Annotated in this window: 1 protein-coding gene; it reads left to right on the top strand. The window is 60.8% G+C overall.

What is annotated here, in order from left to right; all coding sequences use genetic code 11:
* Positions 1–552: IS5 family transposase (locus V1479_RS26135; protein ID WP_368805380.1), on the top strand; the 552-nt coding region annotated here is incomplete at its 5' end.
* Positions 553–569: the final 17 nt, after the last annotated feature.

Genomic DNA, 569 nt, shown 5'->3' with positions numbered 1-569 from the left:
TCGGTCTTCGAGAAGATCAACCACACCCTGGTCATGATGGATCGCGAGCGTTCCGGCCGCGAGGCCAGTCCGTCCGCAGCCATCATCGACAGCCAATCTGTCAAGACCACCGAAGCCGGCGGCCCGCGTGGCTATGATGCGGGAAAGAAGATCAAGGGGCGCAAGCGCCATGCACTGGTCGATACCGATGGGCGGCCGCTACTGGTCGAGCCGCATCCGGCCGACATCCAGGATAGGGACAGCGGCGGACCACTGCTACAGATCTCGCGCCCTCTGCTCCCCTTCATCAAACATGTATGGGCCGATGGCGGCTACAATCATGAGCGCGTGACCAACGCCACCAACATCATCGTCGAAATCGTCAGGAAGCCGCCGGATCAGGTCGGCTTTGCAGTCTTGCCACGTAGATGGGTGGTGGAGCGCTTCTTCGCATGGATCAGCCGCAACCGGCGCCTGGCAAAGGATTTCGAGGCCACCATCAATTCAGCAGCAACCTTCCTCTACGCCGCTTCCGTCATGCTCCTCGTGAGGCGACTGGCGCGCCAGTCATGAGTTTCGAAACCGACTCT

Origin of the sequence: Neoaquamicrobium sediminum (genome assembly GCF_040970315.1) — a bacterium.
Taxonomy (GTDB): Bacteria; Pseudomonadota; Alphaproteobacteria; order Rhizobiales; family Rhizobiaceae; genus Aerobium; species Aerobium sediminum.
Note: the sequence above shows the minus strand (reverse complement) of the source record. Positions and strands in the feature narration are given on the sequence as shown.